The 18,125-nt window shown below is 71.8% G+C and carries 17 protein-coding genes; 7 read left to right on the top strand and 10 right to left on the bottom strand.

What is annotated here, in order from left to right; all coding sequences use genetic code 11:
• Positions 1-28 precede the first annotated feature (28 nt).
• From ACFTWP_RS17360 to ACFTWP_RS17340, 5 genes are read right to left on the bottom strand one after another with little or no spacing between them, the layout of a single operon-like run.
• On the bottom strand, positions 29-1,324 hold the full coding sequence (locus ACFTWP_RS17360) for an FAD-dependent monooxygenase (RefSeq protein WP_380265407.1): 1,296 nt from the start codon (positions 1,322-1,324) through the stop codon (positions 29-31).
• Entirely contained in the window at positions 1,321-2,079 is a 759-nt protein-coding gene (locus ACFTWP_RS17355) for a 2-oxo acid dehydrogenase subunit E2 (protein WP_380265406.1), read from the bottom strand. The genes ACFTWP_RS17360 and ACFTWP_RS17355 overlap by 4 nt, the downstream gene beginning before the upstream one ends.
• Entirely contained in the window at positions 2,076-2,342 is a 267-nt protein-coding gene (locus tag ACFTWP_RS17350) for an acyl carrier protein (protein ID WP_380265405.1), read from the bottom strand. The genes ACFTWP_RS17355 and ACFTWP_RS17350 overlap by 4 nt, the downstream gene beginning before the upstream one ends.
• On the bottom strand, positions 2,332-4,263 hold the full coding sequence (locus tag ACFTWP_RS17345) for an HAD-IIIC family phosphatase (protein WP_380265404.1): 1,932 nt from the start codon (positions 4,261-4,263) through the stop codon (positions 2,332-2,334). Before ACFTWP_RS17345 ends, ACFTWP_RS17350 begins: the two co-directional genes overlap by 11 nt.
• On the bottom strand, positions 4,260-5,324 hold the full coding sequence (locus tag ACFTWP_RS17340) for a 3-oxoacyl-ACP synthase III family protein (RefSeq protein WP_380265403.1): 1,065 nt from the start codon (positions 5,322-5,324) through the stop codon (positions 4,260-4,262). The genes ACFTWP_RS17345 and ACFTWP_RS17340 overlap by 4 nt, the downstream gene beginning before the upstream one ends.
• A gap of 388 nt (positions 5,325-5,712) precedes the next feature.
• On the opposite strand from ACFTWP_RS17340, the gene ACFTWP_RS17335 reads away from it, so the two are divergent.
• Complete coding sequence (locus ACFTWP_RS17335) at positions 5,713-6,897, top strand: sensor histidine kinase (RefSeq protein WP_380265402.1); 1,185 nt, start codon at positions 5,713-5,715, stop codon at positions 6,895-6,897.
• 417 nt (positions 6,898-7,314) lie between these two features.
• Here the strand turns inward: ACFTWP_RS17335 and ACFTWP_RS17330 are convergent, their stop codons facing one another.
• Together ACFTWP_RS17330 and ACFTWP_RS17325 are read right to left on the bottom strand one after the other, a co-directional pair.
• Entirely contained in the window at positions 7,315-7,920 is a 606-nt protein-coding gene (locus tag ACFTWP_RS17330) for a DNA-binding response regulator (RefSeq protein WP_380265401.1), read from the bottom strand.
• A 400-nt stretch (positions 7,921-8,320) separates the two neighbouring features.
• Complete coding sequence (locus ACFTWP_RS17325) at positions 8,321-8,734, bottom strand: nitroreductase family deazaflavin-dependent oxidoreductase (RefSeq protein ID WP_380265418.1); 414 nt, start codon at positions 8,732-8,734, stop codon at positions 8,321-8,323.
• Between the two features lie 196 nt (positions 8,735-8,930).
• Between ACFTWP_RS17325 and ACFTWP_RS17320 the strand changes: the two genes are divergently transcribed.
• Together ACFTWP_RS17320 and ACFTWP_RS17315 are read left to right on the top strand one after the other, a co-directional pair.
• Complete coding sequence (locus tag ACFTWP_RS17320; protein WP_380265400.1) at positions 8,931-9,611, top strand: TetR/AcrR family transcriptional regulator; 681 nt, start codon at positions 8,931-8,933, stop codon at positions 9,609-9,611.
• 384 nt (positions 9,612-9,995) lie between these two features.
• Positions 9,996-10,640 carry a dihydrofolate reductase family protein gene (locus ACFTWP_RS17315; protein ID WP_380265399.1) on the top strand — a complete coding sequence of 215 codons (645 nt, stop codon included), beginning with the start codon at positions 9,996-9,998 and terminating at the stop codon, positions 10,638-10,640.
• Positions 10,641-10,943: 303 nt separating this feature from the next.
• On the opposite strand, the gene ACFTWP_RS17310 is transcribed toward ACFTWP_RS17315, so the two are convergent.
• Entirely contained in the window at positions 10,944-11,750 is an 807-nt protein-coding gene (locus ACFTWP_RS17310; protein ID WP_380265398.1) for a GNAT family N-acetyltransferase, read from the bottom strand.
• 530 nt (positions 11,751-12,280) lie between these two features.
• Here ACFTWP_RS17310 and ACFTWP_RS17305 point away from each other — a divergent pair.
• The 4 genes from ACFTWP_RS17305 to ACFTWP_RS17290 all read left to right on the top strand — a co-directional run bounded on the left by ACFTWP_RS17305 (position 12,281) and on the right by ACFTWP_RS17290 (position 16,329).
• A complete protein-coding gene (locus tag ACFTWP_RS17305) occupies positions 12,281-14,074 on the top strand; it encodes an adenylyl cyclase (protein ID WP_380265397.1) in 1,794 nt (597 codons plus the stop codon).
• Between the two features lie 778 nt (positions 14,075-14,852).
• Entirely contained in the window at positions 14,853-15,410 is a 558-nt protein-coding gene (locus ACFTWP_RS17300) for a hypothetical protein (RefSeq protein WP_380265396.1), read from the top strand.
• 122 nt (positions 15,411-15,532) lie between these two features.
• The gene (locus tag ACFTWP_RS17295; protein ID WP_380265395.1) at positions 15,533-15,835 is read left to right on the top strand and encodes a hypothetical protein; all 303 of its coding nucleotides are present in this window, start codon (positions 15,533-15,535) and stop codon (positions 15,833-15,835) included.
• A gap of 44 nt (positions 15,836-15,879) precedes the next feature.
• The gene (locus tag ACFTWP_RS17290; RefSeq protein WP_380265394.1) at positions 15,880-16,329 is read left to right on the top strand and encodes a hypothetical protein; all 450 of its coding nucleotides are present in this window, start codon (positions 15,880-15,882) and stop codon (positions 16,327-16,329) included.
• A gap of 190 nt (positions 16,330-16,519) precedes the next feature.
• Here the strand turns inward: ACFTWP_RS17290 and ACFTWP_RS17285 are convergent, their stop codons facing one another.
• Complete coding sequence (locus ACFTWP_RS17285) at positions 16,520-16,666, bottom strand: hypothetical protein (protein ID WP_380265393.1); 147 nt, start codon at positions 16,664-16,666, stop codon at positions 16,520-16,522.
• 40 nt (positions 16,667-16,706) lie between these two features.
• The gene (locus ACFTWP_RS17280) at positions 16,707-18,077 is read right to left on the bottom strand and encodes a HEAT repeat domain-containing protein (RefSeq protein ID WP_380265392.1); all 1,371 of its coding nucleotides are present in this window, start codon (positions 18,075-18,077) and stop codon (positions 16,707-16,709) included.
• Positions 18,078-18,125: the final 48 nt, after the last annotated feature.

Below are 18,125 nucleotides of genomic sequence, written 5' to 3'. Positions count from 1 at the left end.
ACGTCACGAATGGGGCGGTCACGGTGCGTCAGGCGACGGTGGACGGATCGACGGGGGAGGCGGTGGTCGCCTCCCGGGCCAGGCGCAGATCCTCGGGGTCGATCGGGTGCGGCGCGTTGATGACCTTGCCGAAGACGCGGTACTTCAGCGGCAGCGCGTCCAGCAGCCGGAACCGCGCCCGGCGCAGTGCCACGCGCCACGGCGTGCGCTGGGCCAACGCGGCCTCCTGCAAGCGCTGGTAGCGCGTCACGAAGGTCTTGTGCCGCTTGCGTGCGGCCACGAAGGCGTCGAAGTCGACTGCAGGCAGAGCACCCTGATTGTCCATCAGGCTGCGGGCGACGACCGGTACCAGGCAGACCGCGTCCTGGATGGCCAGATTGACGCCCTGGCCGAGGATCGGCGTGCAGGTGTGCGAGGCGTCGCCGATCAGGACCAGGCCGTCCCGGGCCCAGCGATCCACCTCCGTGGTGAAGATCTCCAGGAAGCCGGTGTCGTCCCAGCTGGTCAGGTGCTCCTCCAGCAGCGGCCGCAACCGGGGATCGATCTCCGCGACGCTGTCGCGGAAACGCGGCAGGCCCTCCGCGCGCAGCTCGCCCAGCGCACGCTTGGGGAGGTTGTGGCCGATGCGCAGCAGGTCCGGGAAGGTCGGCAGGATCACCAGGTGCCGGTCGTCGCGGACCACCAGGTCGGCGCGGTCTCCCCAGTCGGCCGGGCGCGGCAGCCGGATCCACAGGAAGTCGCGCTCCATCGGGGTGACCCGGGCCGGGAGCCCGGCCGCCTTGCGGACCTTGGAGAAGCGGCCGTCCGCGCCGACCACCAGACGGGCGTCGACGAGCGTACGGCTCCTGTCGCGGTGGCGAACCACCGCGCCGTGCACCTGCCCGCCCTTCTCCACCAGCGAGGTGAACGTGGCGCCGGACAGGTAGGTGTGGTTCGGCAGTGCGTCTGCGGCCTCGTGGAAGATGCCGATCAGCGCGGGCTGCGGGATGTCGATGGGCAGCACGCCCACCTCGAACCGGCCGTAGTCCACCTCGAAGACGTCGTGGCCCTCCATCCGCATCGCGACGCCGGAGGTCTCCAGGTAGCCGTGCCCGCGCAGCGCCGGCCCGAAGCCGAGCCGCTCCAGGGTGACCACCGAGGGCGCGGCTATGGTCTCGCCGCGGAACTCGCGGTCGAGCGTGTCCTGCTTCTCGACCACCACGACGTCGATTCCGCGTCGTGCCAGCAGACAGCCGAGCAACGCGCCCGCCGGGCCGCCACCGACGATCAGGACGTCGGTGGTGAGCGTGCGGGTCGCCTCCGTGGCGTCGGTGCGCGCGGTCATGGGGTCTCCAGGTTCTCGAGCCGGTTCTTGGTCCTGGCCAGTACGTCCGCCGCCAGAGCGCCGTCGATGACGCGGTGGTCGAAGGCGAGGGAGACCGTGCAGACGGGGGCGACCCCGACCGAGCCGTCCACCGCCACGGGCACCTCGCGGATCCGGCCGATGCCGAAGCCGAGGGTGCCGGAGATCATCGGGTAGATCGCGCGGACCGCCTCCTGGCCGACCGAGGTGACCGAGAAGACGCCCTGCAGCGCGGCACGGCGCCCCGGATCGCGCATCGCGGTGCGGTAGACCAGCCGGGCCAGCGGCAGCGGCAGCGCACGCGTACGCCGCTGCGCTCCGAAGAGCCCTCGCGGGTCCTCCGGGTCGGCGTCCTTGAACGCGTCGAGGGCCTCCTGCACCTGGAGCACCGACAGCTCCGGCACCGACTTCACGACGCCGGACAGCACGCAGCGCTCGCCCGCCACCGTCCGGTCGAAGAGGACCTTGGCGTGCACGTGCTCCGCGACCGCGATCCTGGGCCGTAGCCCCGCCCGCAGCACCGCACGCGCTTCGGGGGTCGCCGCGACGACCTCGGCGGCGGCCTTGACCAGCAGGCTGACGTAGCCGACCTTGCCGTCGGCGGCCTGCCGCACCTCGCGCATCCGGGTGGCGTCCACCTCGGTGTCGAGGTGGACGTGGCAGGTGCTCCGGGCGTCCTGGAGGAAGACCCAGGTGCCGCGGCGGCCGACCGGAAGCGGGCGGAGCGCGGCGCTCATCGGGCCGACCCGAAGGCGTCGGCCGCCACGGCGGCGAGCTCGGCAAGGGTCCGGGCGCCGCTGAACCCGTCGAAGTCCAGCGCTTCGCCGGCCGCGCGCTCCAGCAGGACCAGCACGCGCATGGCGTTGACCGAGTCCCAGCCGGGCAGGTCCGGCAGGGCCAGCTCCGGGGCCAGTTCCTCCTCGTCCAGGTCCAGTACCTGGGCCACGACTTCGAGCACCAGGGGCTCGGCGGTGGCTGCGGTGGCGCGGTCAGAAGACATCGAGGGGCTCCTTCGTGGAGACGACCGAGATCGAGCTCGGCAGGTCGGCGAGGTCGCGCAGGTCGTGCCGGTGGACCTGGCGCTCGGGGGTCGATCCGGCGTCGGCGCGGAATCCGAGCCCGGGGTAGAAGCCGGCGAACGCGCCGTTCTTGGGGCCGGGGACGTGGACGCCGCGGACGGCGGGCGCCCGCGCGGCCCGGGCGGCCCGCAGCACCAGGCCGACCAGCGCCTGCTCCACCTGGCGGGAGAACACCCGGCAGCTGAGCACGAAGTTCTCGATCTCCCACGTCCCGGAGTCGTCCCGGGTCAGCGCGAGCGCCGCGACGAGACCGCTGTCGCCGAAGCGGTCGCGCAGCCGGGCGCCCAGGAAGGCGGCCTCGCCGGACTCGGCGCGGCCGGTCACCTCGTCCTCGCTGTAGCGGCGGACGGTCAGGTTGAACTGGTTCGTCTTGCCGAAGAGCTGGACGATCCGGGCGCGGTTGTGCGCGGTCAGGGCCTCGACGGCGAGCTCCGAGCCGAGCCCGGCCAGGTACTCCTCCAGACTGCCGGTACGCCGCTGCAGCTCGGTCCGGTCGGCCTCGGCCCGGTAGAGCGCGGTGCGCACCCGGTCCTCGGCGGTCAGGGTCAACAGGTTGAAGTCGCCGCGGGCGGCGACCGTCGCGGCGTACCGGGCGGGCTCCGCCGGCAGCTCCACCGTGGCGACCTCGGGCCGCAGTTCGCGCATCAGCCCGCGCTCGACCGGGTTGTCGTCGACGAAGACCATCGCGTCGGAGCCGATGTTGAGCCCGCGGGCGAGCCCCTGCACGGCCTCGGGCTTGGGGGACCAGGAGGCGGCGATCGCCACGAAGGCGTCCTCGCGCAGCAGCATCTCCGGATGGTCGGCCAGCGCCCCGCGGGCCACGGCGTCCTCGTTCTTGGAGCAGACCGCGAGCATCACGCCCTGGTTCCTGAGGTCCGCGGCCAGGGCCTGGAGCTCCAGGTGCGCGGAGCCGGGGTAGCCGCCGCCGACGCGCAGGGCGGCCACGCCGTCGTCACCGACCACCCCGCCCCACAGCGTGTGGTCGAGGTCCAGGACCAGGCACTTGCGGGCCTGCCCGCGGTCGGCGCGGACCACCCGGGCCAACTCGGCGGCCCAGGCCCGCAGGTACTCCGGCGAGTACGCGTGCCCGGCGGCGTGCCGCATCCGGTCGGTGGCCGCGAACCCGCCGCCGGCGTGCTGCGCGAGGGTCTCCCAGGGGACCACCACGGTGCGCTCGCGTACGGCGGCGAAGCCCAGGATCTCCGCGTTCATCCGCTGCCACGCCGCCGCCAAGCGGGCCTTGGACCGGTAGTCGACCAGCCGGTCCGCGCGCAGCGCGGTGAGCGGCACGGTGGCCAGCACCAGCAGGCCGCCGAGCCGGTCGCGGCACTGGTCCGCCCACTCGGCCAGTTCCACCGGGAAGGCGGCGCAGCGGCGCTCCACCTCGTCGAGGTCGAGGGCGTCGGCGACGCCCTCGAAGACGGCGGCGTCGTCGAGCAGCAGCGCGACCAGCTGCGGGCGGAGCGAACCCAGCGCGGGTGCGCCGGAAAGGATCTCCAGCCGCCACTGGTTGAACCCGGCCGACCTGATCTCGGGCATGGTCCGGGCCCGTACCAGCTCGGCGGTGAGCAGGTGCGGCAGGGCGTCCAGCGTGGAGGAGCCGAGGAGGGCGATCCGGCACTCGGCGAAACGGGACTCCGCGGGCGGCAACTCGTGCCGGCGGGCGTGGAGCAACGCCCCGGCCGACTCCAGGGCCAACGGGTCGCCGAGCGTGTCCAGTTCGTCGAGCAGTGCCACCACGGCGTCGCCCGCGCCGCGGAGGCCGGCCTTCCTGAGCGCGCGCAGCTCCTTGAGCGGGTTGCGCGGCGCGACGGCGGGGGTGCCCGGGACGGTCGTGGTCACAACTGCCCCTTCTCCGCCGCGCGGTAGCGCATGGCCAGGCCCGAGACGATCCACTTGGAGGACTCGATGGCCGTCGCCAGCAGTCGGGCGCCGTCCACGCCGCGCTCCTCGGCCAGCCGCAGGGCGCGGTGCAACTGGATCAGCGGGAGCGCGTTGCCGCTGTTCCCGGTGGTCTCCACGCAGTGCACCGCCTGCTCGGGCCGCACCCCGAGGTGCTGCCGGATCCGCTCCGCCATCACGCCGTTGAGCTGCGGGGTCAGCACGTGGTCCACCTGGCCGACCGGCCAGCCGGCGGCTTCGGACAGCTCCCGCAGCACGGCGTCGGCCAGTTCGGGCACGTGGCGCTCGATCGCCTTGTAGTCCTCCTGGCCCATCGGCTCGCGGCGCTCCTGGCCGTCCGGGCCGGTGACCATCGGTGCGCCGTCCGCGCCGTACCAGCGGACGGTCTGGGCGGGCGCGCGGCCCTTGCCGACGGCGCGCAGCACGATGCGCTCCACCAGCAGGCCGGGACCGTCCTCGTCGGCGTCGACCACCGCGGCTGCCGCGCCGTCGCCGAAGAGCGCGAAGTTGGCCAGCTCGGCCGGGCTGATCCGGCCGAGCCGCCGGTCGGCGGGCCAGAGCTTCACCACACTGTCGGCCCCGATGACCAGGCCCCGGTTCGCGCCGGAACACAGCAACGCCCGGGCGGTGTAGAGCCCCTGGACCGCGCCCGCGCAGCCCGCGGAGAGCTGGAAGGTCGGCAGGTCGTTCAGCCCGAGCCGGTCCGCGACCACGTTGACCGTGGACGGCATCAGATGGTCGGGCGAACCGGTGGAGAGGATGAGGAAGTCGACGGACGCGGGGTCGATGCAGGCGGCGTCGAGCACCCGCCGCCCCGCCGCGGTCGCCAGGTCGCCGGTGGTCTTCGGCAGATCGTCCGGGCCGTCGGGGTCGCAGAAGTAGCGGGACCGGTTGCCGGTCATCCGGTCGAGCCAGCGCTCGTGCAGACCGAAGCGTTCGGCCATGTCCCGGTTGCTGACGGGCTCGCCCGGAAGCACCTCACTCAGGGCTGAGATTCTCAAGGGGCCACCTATCTCCACTCGGGCCCGGTGCGGTGCCGGGCCGCTCCGGCGAGTTGGACGCTAGGCCCCCGATCTCGACAGGGACTTGAGACGCTGTCGAACCGGCCGGCCGGCGGTGGCCCGCACCCCGATGTGTTCGTCCACGGAGCGGAACGTTCCTCACTCACCGTAAATCTTCCGTACGGACAGTGGACGTGCCCGCGCAACCGACCGGGGGGAGAACGGGACCAGAGTGCGCCGAGCAGGAGTGGTGGGACCGGCCACCTCCTGCGAGGGGCTTGTGTCGTGCACCGAACCGGCGGAGGTTGTCTTGGGAGAGCGCAATGCCAGTTCCCAGTCGTCCCAGGCCCAGCCGCGGAACGCAGGACCGGCGGAGTTCGCCCCGCGCATGGCCCAGGGCATCACCTGTGCGGTCGTCGTGGGCATCTTCCTGGTCGCCGTCACCTTCGCGGTGAAGAACCACCTCCCCGCCCTCTCCCTCGTGGGCTTCGTCCTCGTCCTCGGCCTGCTGCTGGCGCTGCAACTGCTGCACTCCTTCCCGAGGTTCGCCCCCCGGGTCGCGCCGTACCGCCGCCAGACCCTGCTGCTCCAGGCGGTGCTCACCTACCTGCCGTTCCTCGTCTACGGCGACGCCTGGCTCGGCATGCCGGGCCTCCTCGCGGGCTCCGCGCTGCTGATCCTGCCGACGGCGATGGCCTGGACGGTCTTCGGGCTGGTGGTCGGCGCCGCCGGGCCGATCGAGTACCTGGTCGGGTACCACCTGGACGACCTGTTCTACAACGTGATCGCCGCGGCCCTCACCGCGTGCATCGTCTCCGGGCTGAGCCGGATGTCCGACCTGGTCAGCGAACTGCAGTTCGCCCGGACCGAACTGGCGCGGGTGGCCGTCATGCAGGAGCGCCTGCGCTTCTCCCGGGACCTGCATGACCTGCTCGGCTACAGCATCGCCACGGTCACGCTGAAGTGCGAGTTCGCCTACCGCGTGGCCACCAGCGAGCCGGACCGCGCGCAGGACGAGCTCCGCGAGATCCTGCAGATCTCCCGCCAGGCCCTCTCCGACGTGCAGACCCTGGCCGGCAGCTACCGCTCCAGGTCGCTGCGGCCGGAGGCGCTCGCGATCCAGTCGATGCTGCACTCGGTCGGCATCGAGGCCGAGATCGACATCCCCGAGGGACTGGACCTGCCGGGCGGCGTGGACGCGACCCTGGTCGCGGTCCTCCGCGAAGGGGTGACGAACATGCTCCGGCACAGCAGGGCCGGACGCTGCCGGATCGCCCTCATCCTCGATCCGCCGCTGGTCAGCCTCACGCTGTGGAACAACGCGGGCAGCGCACACCGGCCGAACGCCGCCGCCGACCACGCCCGCGGGCACGTCGCCGGGAGCGACGGGACCGGCGGAGGGAACGGGATCGCCAACCTCACGCACCGACTGGACGAACTGAGCGGCTCCCTGACCTCACGGGCGGTGGCGGACGGCTACCTGCTGCGCGCCGAAGTCCGGCTCCCCACGGCGGAGGGCGACGCCCACCCGGCCGGTGCGGTGCCGCTCGGGCGGCTGACCCCCGCCCGCTAGGCGTATGCGCGAGCGGTGTCGCCCGCCGTACGGCTTGATCACGGCGAAGACCTCCGGTGTGGGGGGAGGGGCCCGGGCTCCACACCACACCGGAGGTCTTCGTGTCCCACCACAACGCCCGGCCGGGGGTGCCGGCGGGCGACGCCCGGTCGAGCGCGTCCCGGCCGCGGTCCTTGGCCCGCGCCGCTGCCGGGGCGGGCGTCCCGCGGCACCGCCCGGGCGTGGGTCGGGCGATGGCGCGCCGCGGGCGAGGCGGGACGGCAGGAACGGCCGCCACAGCAGGACGACCACCGTCGTTGCCGCACCACGCCCGGTGGCCACCCGCGGATCAGCCGCGCCAACGGTCCTGTGGGTAGGGACGGTTGGCGCGGCTCACCCCCGGATGCCGGCGCGGCTCACCTCGGCCGCCGTCGCGGCCTACAGCCAGCCCGCCTCCTTGGCGATCCGGACGGCGTCCAGGCGGTTGCGCGCATTGAGCTTGGTGACGATGTTCGTGAGGTAGTTGCGGACCGTGCCCGAAGCCAGGAACAGCCGGGCGGCGATCCGTCCCACGTCCTCCCCCTCGGCGGTCAGCCGCAGCACCTCGATGTCTCGCGGCGTCAGCGGGCTCACCTCCGCCTCCAGGGCCGCCAACGCGAGTTTGGGGTCGATCGCGCGCCCGCCGCCGGCCACACAACGGATCGCGTTGGCGAGCACGTGCGGCTCGGAGTCCTTCATCATGTAGCCGACGGCGTGCGCCGCCAGGGCGCGCCGCAGGTTGCCCGGCTGCCCGACGCTGGTGAGGATCAGCGTCCGGCAGGAGGGAAGCTCCTCGTGCAGGTGCCGGCTCGCGGTGATGCCGTCCACGCCGGGGAGTTCGATGTCGAGGACTGCCACGTGGGGTCTCGTCTCCAGAGCCAGCGGCAAGATCTCGTCCCCCCTCGCCGTCTCCCCGACGACGTCCAGGTCGTGCTCAAGACTCAGCAGGGACACCAACGCCTTCCGAAGCATCACCATGTCTTCGGCGATCAGGATGTTTATCAACGCACTCCACCGTGTCTCCCCCGGGACTACTGTCGGAATGTATGACCACATGTCGTACGACAGCGTCAGCATACGGGCCAGCCGGCCGCGGCGGACGTTGTTGGATCGACGGGTGTGTGTGGGGTTGATTGACGGGTGGGTGCGGAGGCCACAGCCTGGCCGATCGCACTCCGCCGACCGGAAGGGTGCAGGCGCTGTCGGGCGGGCGGCGAGGCGCACGGTGAGGTTCGCCGAGCCGCAGCGGGTGGAGGCCGGCGACGGGCGGCCGTCCACGGGGTGCGGCCTGCGGACGCCCGACGGACGCCTCCTACCTGCAACCGTCCGCATCCGCACCGGGCGGCGGCGCCGCGCTACGCCGAACGGCCCGTCCGGGTGCCGGCGGCCCCGGGGGCCGGAGAGGTCATGCGCGGTTGATCCGGAAGACCGGGTAGCCGGGGGCGATGGCGAGCAGTTCCTCGTCGGAGGCGGTGGCGTCGACGCCCTGGAAGAACATGCCGACCTCGAACTTCCACCGCTTGAGGTAGGCACGGAGCACCTCGGGCTTCTCGGTGTCGACCAGCTCGACCGCGCCGAACTCCTCGGCGCGGCGGCCGAGCCGCAGTTCGCCGGTGCCGGTGACCCGCAGATTTCGCACCCACTGGGTGTGGCCGCGCGGGGCCACCAGGTACCGCTCGCCGTCGTGGGTGAGCAGGTTGACCGGGGTGGTGCGCCACTCGCCGCTCTTGCGGCCCCGGACGGCGAGGACCCGGGAACCCCAGACGCTGAGGCCGGCGCGGGTGAGGGCGGCGACCGTGCGGTTGGAGAGGCTCAGCATGGCGGCGTCGAACTTCTTGGTCGGGATGACGTAGCGGGCGCTGCTGTCGGACATTGGGACCCCCATGGTCGCCGGAGCCGCTCGGTGTGAGCAGTGCTCTCGTTCATGAGCACCACTCTGCCAGCGGTCGCACCGGCAGTCAAGAGCAGTGCTCTTGTTTCTGTGCATCGCTCCGGTCATGTGGCAGGCTGTCGGCATGACCGTCATCAAGACCGCCCGCGCACGGGCCCGCGAGGAGCTGACCCGCGAGATCAAGGAGGAGGCCCGCCGCCGCCTGGCCGCCGAGGGCGCCCAGCGGCTGTCGCTGCGCGCCGTCGCCCGCGAGCTCGGCATGGCCTCCTCCGCCCTCTACCGCTACTTCCCCAGCCGCGACGAGCTGCTCACCGCCCTGATCGTCGACGCCTACAACGACCTCGCGAACGCCACCGACCGGGCGCTCGACGCCGCCGCCCCGACCCCGCGCGCCAGGTGGCGGGCGCTCTGCACGGCGGTACGGGACTGGGCGCGGGCCCACCCGCACGAGTACGCCCTGGTGTTCGGCACGCCGGTGCCCGGCTACCGCGCCCCGCAGGAGACCATCGAGCCGGCCGCCCGACTCCCGCTCGCCCTGATCGGCGTGGCGGGCTCGGCGCAGCTCGACGGGGCGCCGGTCGGCGGGGTGCTCGGCGCCCAGCTGGCCGCCGTCCGCGAACAGCTGGCGCCCGACCTCGCGGAGTCGGTGCTCGCCCGGACGGCGATCGCCTGGACCCAGCTCTTCGGCATGATCAGCCTGGAACTCTTCGGCCACCTCGCGGGCACGCTGGATCCGGCGGACGCGTTCTTCGCGTACACCGTCGAACGGATGGCCGACTTCGTGGGCTTCCCCGAGGCGGAGTGAGAGCGTGCGGGGCCGACCGGCGATGATGTGTGCTGCAGTGAGTGAGTGCCCGGAACAGGTACAGGAACTCGTTCACAGTCGAGCCCTGTTCGTGGGGCCGTTCCTGCCGGCGGCCGCGGGCGACCGAGAGGCCGATCTCGTCCGGGTGCCGGAACGACTTCGATCGGCTCGGCGACGAAGGTCGCGACCTGAGGCGGGATTCGGTTGCGCGTCGCGCCGTGGTCGATTCACTCGGGGCCTGCCAGGTCCGCCGGAGCGGGAAGGGCGATGTCCCGGCGGGACCTTGGTCTGGGCGGGCGCGCCGCGTTGTGGCGCGGGCCCAACGTCAGTGGGCGCGTCTAGGCTCGGTTCGACCATGGAGTCCGAGTCAGGGACGTGAGCGTCATGTCGCGTGTTCGAGTGCACAACTTCAGCGTGTCGCTGGACGGGTTCGCCGCCGGGGAGGGACAGACCCTGGAGGCCCCCTTCGGGCATGCCGGGACTCGGCTGGTCGAGTGGTTCTTCCAGACCCGCGCCTTCAAGGCGATGCAGGGCCAGGAGGGCGGCACCAGCGGTGTCGACGACGTCCTCGCCGGGGCCTGGGGGCCCGGGATCGGGGCGGAGATCATGGGCCGCAACAAGTTCGGGCCGCAGCGCGGCCCGTGGACCGACGAGGAGTGGAAGGGCTGGTGGGGCGACAACCCGCCGTTCCACACCCCGGTGTTCGTGCTGACGCACCACCCGCGCCCGTCCGTCGAGATGGAGGGCGGTACGGTCTTCCACTTCGTCGACGCCTCGCCGAAGGAGGTGCTGCGGCAGGCTCGCGAGGCCGCGGGCGGCCTCGACGTGCGGATCGGCGGGGGCCCGGCCACGGTCAGGCAGTTCCTCGCGGAGGACTTGGTCGACCACCTCCACATCGCCCTCGTCCCGATCGTCCTGGGTCGCGGTGAGCGGCTGTGGGACGGTTTGGAAGGGCTGGAACAGCGGTTTCAGGTCGAGTCGGTGGCGACACCCGGCGGCATCACCCATCTGACCTTCACCCGGCCGTAGCTCCGCCGCATGGACCGATCTGCGGCCGCCCCGAGCTGTCGGGGCCGCCGCTTCAGCCGGGACCGCGCCGGCCGCACCAGGGCACCCGTCCCGGGGCCTCGCCCTACGGTGCCGGCGGCGGAGAGGGGTGCGGCAGCATCCGTTCCGTGTGGCGAAGCAAGCAGTCGTTCGAAGCCGGCCCGACCACCGTGATCGGTGAGACACCGCCTACAGCCGTGCGGTCAGCATGAGCTGACACCCCGCAGCCGTGCCGCAGCCCTTCCGGAACCGGCCGGAGGGGCTGCGACGGCGATTCCGGGAGGATCAGGCCGGTGGTGTCCAGACGTACCGGGTGATGGTGGTGATCGCCGTCAGCCCGAGGCGCTGCAGGATCGGGGCGCTGTCGGCGGAGGCGTCGACGTGCAGGTAGCGGTGGCCGTACTCCAGGGCGATCCGGGCGCGCCCCGCGACCAAGGCGCGGTAGACGCCACGGCCGCGCCAGGCCTCCAGCGTCGAGCCGCCCCGCAGCCCGGCGAACTCCCGGTCGCCGTCCAGCATCAGCCACGCGGCCGACACGATCTCCCCGCCGGCCTCGGCGACCAGCAGCGCGGTCTTCTCGGGACGGGCGGTCAGCAGGCCGAGCAGGTGGTCGGCGAGGAACCCCATGTCCTGGCCCCACACCGCGCTTTCCATCGCCACGATCCGCGGCAGGTCGGCTGGGTCGGCGGTGCGGCGGACCGTCACCCCGGCCGGCGGCGCCGCGTCGAGGTCCAGGTCGGCCGCCGGGCCGACCAGCACCGTCTCGCGCGGCTGGCGTACGAAGCCCGCGGCCAGCAGCCTGTCGGGGAGGTCGGCGGGGCTGTCATGGCCGCGGGTCTTCCATTCGAAGGCCTGGCCGTGCGCGGCGAAGTGCGCCGTCTGGCGGGCGATCAGGTCGTCCAGGTCGGCGCCGCGCACCCCCACGTCGCGCGGGGTGCTCACGAACCCGCGGTGGCCGCCGGTCAGGCGCGCCAGCGTGCCGTCGTGGTCCAGCACCGCGTCCGGCCCGGGGGAGAAGCCCCGCATCTGGTCGTCGTAGGCCGCGAGCAGGCGGCTCGGTAGTTCGTCGTCAGTCATCGCTTCGAGAGTCATCGCTTCGAGCCTAGGGACGGCGTCAAGGCGATTCTCCTGCTGGTCCGGGGCCGGGCGGCATCCGTTCCTCCCTCTCACCCGTGCCGGCGAAGCCGCATGGGGCATCTCGACGACCACGGGCGGTAGGACGGGGCCAGCACCGCGCCGTCCACCCGTCGGCTCCTCTCGTGGCCGGACGACGTGTGCTCGACCCAGCAGCCCCAACCGTCACCCGAGGAAGTTGCCGCCGTCAAGACTTCACGTCAGGAAACCCTGGCCACCACAGGCTTGCCCGATGGGGGCCCTTCTGCGGTTCGACAGAACGGCGATGTCGCGCCCGTTTGCGGTGCAGTAGCAGGGGGAATGCGACAACGCTCTTTCATCAAGTGAAGGCAAATCAGCGGCCTAACTCCCGCTTGCCTGCACCCTATTGACGCAACCTATTGACGCCACATGGCCCCGATGTTTCACTTCCCTCCGCGAGGAGAGCGCTCTCACGCCCTTGAGAACCTGCCCGGTCCCACTCCCCACCCGCCATGCCAGGGAGAGTCATGTCCTTCGTCCCGACCCGCCGCACCGTCCTTCGAGGTGCAGCGGTCGCCGCCGCGTTGCCGATGGTCGGCAGCCTCGCGGCCGGCCCGGCCGCCGCCGCGTCAGGCGGCCACGGCGCACCCGATCTGGGCGCCAACGTCCTGGTCTTCGACCCCTCCATGGGCGACGCGGCGATCCAGGCCCGGATCGACGCCGTGTTCAAGGTCCAGGAGTCCAACCAGTTCGGCACCGAGCGCTACGCCCTGGCCTTCAAGCCGGGCACCTACCACGTCGACATCAACGTCGGCTTCTACACGCACGTGCTCGGCCTCGGCGAGCGCCCCGACGACGTCGTGATCCACGGGCATGTCACTTCGGACGCACAGTGGTTCGAGGGCAACGGCACCCAGAACTTCTGGCGGGCCGCCGAGAACCTGTGCATCGTCCCGCCGGACGGCCTGAACCGCTGGGCGGTGTCCCAGGCGGCCCCGATGCGCCGTACCCACGTCAAGGGCGACCTGACCCTGTGGCCCAGCCCGCCCGGCAACCGCTGGTCCAGCGGTGGATTCCTCGCCGACAGCCTGGTGGACGGTCAGGTCGAGTCCGGGTCGCAGCAGCAGTGGCTGTCCCGCAACGACACCTTCGGCAGCTGGACCGGCGCCAACTGGAACATGGTCTTCGTCGGCACCCAGGGCGCCCCCGCCCAGAGCTTCCCCACACCCCCGATCACCACGGTCGACCGCACCCCCGTCGTCCGGGAGAAGCCCTTCCTGACCGTGGACGCCCACGGCTCGTACCAGGTCTTCGTCCCCGCGCTGCGCCGCAACTCCACCGGCACCACCTGGGCCTCCGGCAAGGCCGCCGGGTACAGCATCCCGCTGTCCCGCTTCCACGTCGCCCGGCCGGGCGACTCCGCCGAGACCCTCAACCGCGCCCTCTCCCGGGGCCAGAACCTCCTGTTCACCCCGGGCATCTACCCGCTCTCCGCCCCGCTGGAGGTGTCCCGCCCCGGGACCGTCGTCCTCGGCCTGGGCCTCGCCACCCTCCAGGCGGTCAAGGGCAACTCGCTGGTCGAGGTCGACGACGTCGACGACGTCACCGTCGCCGGCGTGCTCCTGGAGACCGCCTCCGCCGGCTCCCGCGTCCTGCTCACCGTCGGGGACGGCCGCAGCCGCAAGAACCACGCCGCCCGCCCCACCGTGCTCTTCGACGTCTTCGTCCGCGTCGGCGGCTTCGTGCCCGGCGGCACCGAGGTCGGCATCCGGATCGACAGCAACGACGTGATCGTCGACCACGTCTGGATCTGGCGTGCCGACCATGGCTTCGACGGCAGCGTCGGCTGGTCGGTCAACCCGGCCGGCGTCGGCTTCCTCGTGAACGGCGACCGGGTCACCGTCTACGGCCTGTTCGTCGAGCACTTCCAGAAGCACGAGGTGCTCTGGAAGGGCAACCACGGCCGCACCTACTTCTTCCAGAACGAGCACCCGTACGACGTCCCGACCCAGGCCGCCTGGGGTCACCAGGGCACCCGCGGCTACGCGGCGTACAAGGTCGCCGACTCCGTCACCGACCACCGGGCCTGGGGGCTGGGCAGCTACTGCTTCTTCAACCTGCAGGCCGACATCTACACCGACCGGGCCTACGAGGTCCCCGACACCCCGGGCGTCGTCCTCACCGACCTGATGACCGTCTGCCTCAACGGCCCCGGTGGCGGAGGGATCCTGCACTGCGTCAACAACAGCGGCGACCCGGTGCAGAACGGATTCGGCACCTTCTTCCTGAAGAGCTACTCGAACGGCGTGGCCACCGCCTGACGCACCGTCGGGCCGTGCCGCGCGACGGGTGAGGGCACGGGGCAGGGGACACGGGGGCGGCGCCGGGAGGAACCGGCCGCCGCCCCCGTGGATTATCGGGGGTGGGTTGCCGTGTTGATCACCCTTGGCGATGTCGTTCCCACGCCACCGGCTCACGGCTGCGGGGTGCTGTCCGGCAGGGCGACGCAACCGACCGGCAGTGCAGCCGGCTCGCTGCCCGTCGAGAGTTTCACCGGCCGCTCTCTGACGGAACGTGTGTCCCTGGCGGACGTCGCCGTGGCTACTCGCCGAGAGCAGCGCGAACCACCGCCAGGCGCTCCCGGGACTCGGCGATCCACTCTTCGCCCATGTCGAGCGGCACCGCTCGACGGGCTTCACCGAGGCCCGGCTGTCGATCATCGACGAACTGAGTGCCCTGCCGTTCGCCGAGCAGGAGCAGGAAGCCCCGCCACCGGCCGATTCCTGTCCGTCGACCCGGTGAACGGCGGTAGCGCCAACTCCTACGACTACAACTATGCTGATCCGATCAACCGTTGCGACCTGGACGGCAGGAACAGCTGGTCGGGCCGGCTGTTCCGGCCACAACCGACGTTTTCGTGGACGGCGGCCGCCAAACTGGTAGGCCGGGAGGCGCTCGCCAAGGGGAGGCAGCCCCATCAGGTCACCAGGATGCTGACCAACCGCTTCGCCGTACTGGGGGTGGACTACGCGACACCCTGCAGGGGCTGAGGTATGGCCCGGGCTTCCCCTTCGAGTGCTTCTCCGCCGGAGTTGACCCATGGACGAACCAGTGCGAGAAGCAGGCAGGCTGGTCGAAGGGCGGCTGCAGGCAGTGTCGGTGAGGCGAATCAGCGCAGCTGTCGGCGCGCTGACATGCACGGTCGGCCTGTCGGGGTGCTTCATGTCGGACCCGGACCCGTTCCCGTTCGGCTACCGGATGACGGAGGGGAGCGTCGAGGTGTTCGTGCCGATGTGCCCCGAGGACCGCTTGGAAAGCATTCGGGCAGCCGATGTCAGCGGGGAACGTGTCGAGCTCTTCTCTGCGACGCGTCCCACCCCCAGCCAGGCCGACAAGGGAAGCTTCATCATCCACGACAGCCGTGGCTGGGCGCCCGAGGGCTTCGAGGAACGCCAGATCTTCCACAGCTCGACCGACCTCCCCAAGTTGTTGGAAGTCGACTACGGAATCACCAGCGGTTCGGGTGCGGCTGACGTGGCTGACCTGGACAAGGTCGCGGCGGCCACGCTGGAGCCAGGCCAGTACTGGACCAGGAACGGCGTCATGACGGCCGAGCAGATCAACAAGCAATTCCACTGCAACAACCCCGCCTCCTGACTTGTCCGCGGCCCTTGCCCGCTCCCGCCCCTGGAGCGGGCAAGGGCCGCACCTACTGGTGGGTCTCCTGCCTTGACTCTGCCGGGGTTGGTGTTCCCGATGCGAGAGTATGCTCGGCGGGCATGCTCGGGCTGTTTCGTAGGTCGATTCAGCCCGGCCGGGGCGGCGCGGAGTTCCTCGCCCACGGCTTCGGCGAGCACGGCCTCACTCTCGCCGGGCGCCTGGCGGACGCGGTTCGGGCCTGGGACCGGCACGCCCGCGGCCGCGGCTACCCCGAACTGACGATCCACCCCGCCGCGACACCGGTCGAGGACCTGCCGGCCGGCCACGTCCTCGACAAGGCATCCAGTCGACTGGTCTTCCGCTGGCCAGGAGGTGACGCAGCGCCGGGACTCGCGGTCATGGCGGTCAGTGAGGTGGAATGAGTCCGATCGGGCCGTGAGTCGCGTGATCGGACTGGAGTGCGTGGATGGGGACGATTCTCAAGGGCGTAGGCCGCGTGCGCTGGCACGAGTTGAAGCATGCCTATGGATCTGCGGCCGATGTTCCCGGCGTGCTGTCACGGATCGCCTGGGGCGACCGCCGCGCGAGTAGGGAAGCTCTGAGCGATCTCGCGCTGTGGATCGGTGAGCTGGCAGTCTTCGACGCGACCGTCGCCGCTGTTCCCTTCCTGTGGGACCTCGCGGTCACCGAGACCGTGAACTCCCGGGCCGAGGTCCTCGCGTTGCTGCAGACGATCCTCGAACACGGCAACCCGCCGCAGCCGAAAGTGGAACGGGAAGCTCACCGGGCCGTGCTGAGCCGCCGGGTGACCGCGGACCAGCTCACCCACGACAGTGACCCCGTGGTGCGGGCAGCGGCTCAGGACCTGCTGGCTGGGATCGACAGCCATCCGGGCGAGTCCTGTTGCCGGGTTTGATGCAAGGGCGTTCCGTGCTGCTCCGGTGGCGGCCGTCGTACGGCGCGACCAGCTGGGAAGGGCCCGAGCACGGTCAGCTGACGGCCTGCTGCTGTTCGGCGCGGGCGCGGGTGGTGGCGATTCGGTAGGAGGCCTGGTCGATGGCCGCGCCGGCGGTCTGCTCGGTGAGTCCTCGTTGGCCGGGGGAAGGTCACGGCGCGTAGTGGATCACCGTTGCGAGGCCGGCGACCTGGTGCTCGCGGGGCAGGTGGCGGCTCAGCAGCAGGACCAACCGTACTGTGCCCGACCGCTGCCGGGCGCCCGTCCGTCCGGTGGCCCACCCGGGCGGCGTGGCCATCCTGCGAGCGCTTCGCCGTCGGGGCCTCCCGGTCCACCGGTCAGACCGGTAGGGCTCCGGCAGGGTGCCCGTGCTCGCGGCCGCACTCGGTGAGGGCGAGGACTCCATGCCCTTCCACCATGACGTTCGCTCCCAGCTCTCCGGGGTCGACCGAAAGGCGCGCCGCGATGTCGTTGGCGTGGCAGGTGTCGGGGATCCGGAGTTCCTCCTTCACCTGGCGGTACCGGGCACCGAACGTCGCGGAGTCCGAGGGGCTCACGCCGTCGAAGGCGTCGTCGGGGAAGCCGTCCTGATGGGGGAGGAGGTACCCGGATTCGGCCGGGTGCCCGGGGCTGTCGTCGTCGTCCTCCTCGGCGTCGTACGCGTCGTAGTAGCGCACCACCTCGCCGGCTTCGGCGATGCACCAGGCGGTCCAGTCATCGCCACAGCTCATGCCGTACCACTGTGCGGCTCCGAACCGCCGGCTGAGGTCGGCGCACCGCCGACGTACGACGTCGACCAGCGCCTCGTCGCGGTCATCGGCGTCGTCCACGTGGTGGGTGTCACGGGACGAGTCCCCGAAGACCAGCGTCCAACCGTCGAGAGCCGGGCTGACGAAGACGCGGGCACAGCGGTCGTGCGGCCGGTTCCGTTCCCAGGCGTGGTGGTCGTGGTTCCAGGCCGCCGCACCCGTGCGGAGTGTGGCGGGCTCGGGGTCGTCCAGATCGAACGCTTCGAGCACCGCGTCCTGGTCGGTGCTCGGGACCGCGTACCACGATCCACACAGGTGCATGCCTTCGGGCACCTCGGTCCGGCGTTTGATCCTGGTCAGGCGCCGCCAGGCCTCCTGGTCCCGGCCGTCGAGCGCGGTCGGCCCGCCGATGGCAGCGAGCGCCTCCAGGATTCCGGCCCGTACCCTGAGCCCGGTCGCGGGCCGGCGTCGCAGTCGCCGCAGCAGCGGGACGGCTCCGGGGCCGATCGCCTCGAACGCCCACATCGCTCGCCGGCGGACATCGGGCTCCTCGTCGCCCAGCATCGGAACCAGTTGGTCGACGAACGTCAGAGCGGCCGCACCCAGGTTCTGGAAGGCGAAGAGCGCGGTGCTCCGGACCTGCGGGTGAGAGTGGTTCAGGAGAGCCGTGTACACCCCGGGATCGGCCACCTTCAACCGTCCCAGTGCCCACCCGGCCCGCCTCGTCACCTCAGGTGAGGTCGCCGCAGTGACCGCCTCCACCAGGGGGCCCAGAGCCGGCTCGCCGATCCGGGACAACACGTCCGCCGGGACCGTCCAGTCGACGGGTGACCGCTCGTCGCACAGCACGGCCAGCACCGGCCCGACGGCGTCCGCCCCTCGGGTCACGAGGGCATCGCGTGCCGACCGGGTCCGGTCCCAGGTGCCGGAGAGCTCTTCGGTCAGCTGTTCGTCGTCCATGGTCGGCACCATAGCCGTGTGGACTGACAGGCCCCCGGGCAACCGGAA

Origin of the sequence: Kitasatospora sp. NPDC057015, from assembly GCF_042673745.1 — a bacterium.
GTDB lineage: Bacteria > Actinomycetota > Actinomycetes > Streptomycetales > Streptomycetaceae > Kitasatospora.
The sequence above is the reverse complement of the archived record's forward strand: the minus strand, read 5'-3'. Positions and strand labels throughout refer to the sequence as shown.

Coding starts and splice junctions, on each gene's coding strand:
- ACFTWP_RS17280 (WP_380265392.1), bottom strand. CDS start 18,077: ATGGACGACGAACAGCTGACCGAAGAGCTCTCCGGCACCTGGGACCGG.
- ACFTWP_RS17325 (WP_380265418.1), bottom strand. CDS start 8,734: ATGCTGAGCCTCTCCAACCGCACGGTCGCCGCCCTCACCCGCGCCGGC.
- ACFTWP_RS17290 (WP_380265394.1), top strand. CDS start 15,880: ATGGGGACGATTCTCAAGGGCGTAGGCCGCGTGCGCTGGCACGAGTTG.
- ACFTWP_RS17295 (WP_380265395.1), top strand. CDS start 15,533: ATGCTCGGGCTGTTTCGTAGGTCGATTCAGCCCGGCCGGGGCGGCGCG.
- ACFTWP_RS17335 (WP_380265402.1), top strand. CDS start 5,713: ATGGCCCAGGGCATCACCTGTGCGGTCGTCGTGGGCATCTTCCTGGTC.
- ACFTWP_RS17305 (WP_380265397.1), top strand. CDS start 12,281: ATGTCCTTCGTCCCGACCCGCCGCACCGTCCTTCGAGGTGCAGCGGTC.
- ACFTWP_RS17355 (WP_380265406.1), bottom strand. CDS start 2,079: ATGAGCGCCGCGCTCCGCCCGCTTCCGGTCGGCCGCCGCGGCACCTGG.
- ACFTWP_RS17360 (WP_380265407.1), bottom strand. CDS start 1,324: ATGACCGCGCGCACCGACGCCACGGAGGCGACCCGCACGCTCACCACC.
- ACFTWP_RS17315 (WP_380265399.1), top strand. CDS start 9,996: ATGTCGCGTGTTCGAGTGCACAACTTCAGCGTGTCGCTGGACGGGTTC.
- ACFTWP_RS17350 (WP_380265405.1), bottom strand. CDS start 2,342: ATGTCTTCTGACCGCGCCACCGCAGCCACCGCCGAGCCCCTGGTGCTC.
- ACFTWP_RS17300 (WP_380265396.1), top strand. CDS start 14,853: ATGGACGAACCAGTGCGAGAAGCAGGCAGGCTGGTCGAAGGGCGGCTG.
- ACFTWP_RS17310 (WP_380265398.1), bottom strand. CDS start 11,750: ATGACTCTCGAAGCGATGACTGACGACGAACTACCGAGCCGCCTGCTC.
- ACFTWP_RS17320 (WP_380265400.1), top strand. CDS start 8,931: ATGACCGTCATCAAGACCGCCCGCGCACGGGCCCGCGAGGAGCTGACC.
- ACFTWP_RS17285 (WP_380265393.1), bottom strand. CDS start 16,666: ATGGCCACGCCGCCCGGGTGGGCCACCGGACGGACGGGCGCCCGGCAG.